3 protein-coding genes are annotated in these 2,331 nt (G+C 72.5%); 2 read left to right on the forward strand and 1 reads right to left on the reverse strand.

Features of this window, described 5'->3' with window-relative positions; all coding sequences use genetic code 11:
* Positions 1 to 866: tripartite tricarboxylate transporter substrate binding protein (locus OZN99_RS29945; RefSeq protein WP_270938862.1), on the forward strand; the 866-nt coding region annotated here is incomplete at its 5' end.
* A 90-nt stretch (positions 867 to 956) separates the two neighbouring features.
* Positions 957 to 1,859 carry a LysR family transcriptional regulator gene (locus OZN99_RS29950; protein WP_270938863.1) on the forward strand — a complete coding sequence of 301 codons (903 nt, stop codon included), beginning with the start codon at positions 957 to 959 and terminating at the stop codon, positions 1,857 to 1,859.
* Here the strand turns inward: OZN99_RS29950 and OZN99_RS29955 are convergent.
* A partial coding sequence (locus OZN99_RS29955; RefSeq protein WP_270938864.1) for a carboxymuconolactone decarboxylase family protein occupies positions 1,856 to 2,331 on the reverse strand: 476 nt, incomplete at its 5' end. The genes OZN99_RS29950 and OZN99_RS29955 overlap by 4 nt on opposite strands.

Genomic DNA, 2,331 nt, shown 5'->3' on the forward strand with positions numbered 1-2,331 from the left:
TGCCCTTCCTGGCCGGGGCGGGCACCGACCTGTCGGCGCGCATCGCGGCGGAGGCGCTGGCGGCGCGCCTCGGCCGGCCCGTGGTGGTGGAGAACCGCGCCGGCGCGGGCGGCACCATCGGCAGCGCGCTGGTCGCGCAGGCGGCGCCCGATGGCTACACGCTGCTGTGGGGCGAGGCCGGCGGCGTCACCATCCAGCCGATCCTGCAGCGCAACCCGCCGTACCGGCAGTCCGACTTCACCTACATCGCCAAGTTCGCCGAGACCGGCATGACGTATGTGGTCAGCGCCGACGTGCCGGCGCGGACGATCGCGGAACTGCGGGACTACGCGGCGGCCAATCCGGGGCGGCTGCGCTATGGCTCCTCCGGCACCGGCACCTCGACGCAGCTTTCCACCGTGCTGTTCCTCAACACGATCGGCGCGCGCATGGAGCACGTGCCCTATGGCGGCGTGGCCGGCATGGTGAGCGACCTGGTCGCCGGCCGCATCGAGTTCGGCCTGTTCACGCCCGCCGCGGTCGCCGCGCTGCGCGGCAACGACCGCATCCGCATCCTCGGCATCTCTGCCCCGGCTCGGCACCCCTCGCTGCCCGATGTGCCGACGGCGCGGGAGGCCGGGATCCCCGCGGCGGAGATCACCACCTGGTACGGCATGCTGGCGCCCGCCAACCTGCCGGCGCCGGTGCGCCAGCGCCTGCTGACGGAGATCGCCGCCATTGCCGCCGACCCGGCCGTGGTGGACCGCATCCGCCGCATCAACCTGGAGGTCGCGCCGGTCATCGGCCCCGACTTCGAGGCGCTGGTGCAGCGCGAGACGGAGATGTGGCGCCGGATCATCGTGCAGGAACGCATCACCGTGGAGTGAGGCCGCCGCTTGCAATCCCTGGCCGGGCCGCTACCAATCTTTGCGGGGAGCGAAAAGAAGTCCGGCCACGCCATGGAAACCTTGCGGACGATGCGCCTGTTCGCCGCGGTCGCCCACCAGGGCAGCCTCTCCGCGGCCGGCCGGCAGCTCGGCCTCTCGCCCGCATCCGTCTCGCGCCAGATCACTGCGCTGGAGGAGCAGCTGGGTGCGCGGCTGCTGAACCGCACCAGCCGCAGCATGACGCTGACCAGCACCGGCGAGACCTATCTGCGCCATGCCGAGGCCATCCTGCAGCAGATCGAGGAGATGCAGGTCGAGGTCAGCCAGCGGGAACAGCAGCCTTCCGGCACCATCCGCGTGCATTCGCGGCTGCTGGTCGGCACGCTGGTGCTGGTGCCGAACCTGCCGCGCTTCCTGCAGGCGCATCCGGCGATCTCGGTGGACCTCTCCATGTCGAACCACGCGATCGACCTGGCGGAGCGCAACATCGACGTGGACATCCGCATCGGCAAGCTGGCGGAAAGCGCGCTGGTGGCGCGCCGCCTAGCGCAGAGCGAGCGCGTGGTCTGCGCCGCGCCGTCCTACCTGGCCGGCCGGCCGCCCATCACCGTGCCGTCCGACCTGGCCGCGCATGGCTGCCTGACCTACCGGCTCAGCATGGGCCGCACCGTCTGGCGCTTCGCCGATTCGGCGGGCCGCACGACCGAGGTGCCGGTGACCGGGGCGCTGGTGACGGACAACGGCCCGGCGCTGCACGCTTCCGCGCTGGCGGGCCTCGGCGTGGTGCTGATGCCCGACTGGTCGGTGCGCGAGGACATCCGCGCGGGCCGCCTGGTGCGCCTGCTGCCGGAGTACCGCGCCAGCCACCTGGAGTTCGAGAACGGCGTCTTCGCGGTGTACCAGCGCAGCCGCCATCTGTCGGCCCGCGTGCGCGTCTTCATCGACTTCCTGGTCGGGCTGTTCCGCGAGGCGGAGCGGGCGGAGGAAAGCTAGCCCTTCTTCTCCTCCAGCAGCGACATCAGCGCCGGGACGCCGATGGAGCAGGAATGGATGGAGATGGCGCCGGCCAGCTGCAGCACCTCCGCCAGCTCCTCCCGCGTCGCGCCCTCGGCCAGGGCGCGGCGGATGTGGAAGCGCATGCCGCGCTCGTGCAGCGTGGCGGGGGAGGCGGAGACGGCCAGGCCGATGAATTCCACCACCTTGCGCGGCAGCGGGCCGGTGCGGCGCGGCGTGGTCAGGAACAGCAGATAGGCCTCGACATAGTCCGGCGCGACGGAGAGATGCTCCGCGATCTCCGCCGGCCATTCGCCGAGCAGCGGCTCGAAGCGGGCGCGCAGCGCGGCGGCGCGATCGGGCGGCACGGGCAGCGGCGGCTGGCGGCCGGCGCGCGCCACCTCCTCGGCCAGGATCGACAGGCCGCTGCGCGCGGTCCAGGTGCCGAGCGCGGCGGTCAGCTCGATCACCT

This window comes from Falsiroseomonas oryzae (genome assembly GCF_027856955.1).
GTDB classification, from domain to species: domain Bacteria; phylum Pseudomonadota; class Alphaproteobacteria; order Acetobacterales; family Acetobacteraceae; genus Falsiroseomonas; species Falsiroseomonas oryzae.

Coding starts and splice junctions, on each gene's coding strand:
- OZN99_RS29950 (WP_270938863.1), top strand. CDS start 957: ATGCGCCTGTTCGCCGCGGTCGCCCACCAGGGCAGCCTCTCCGCGGCC.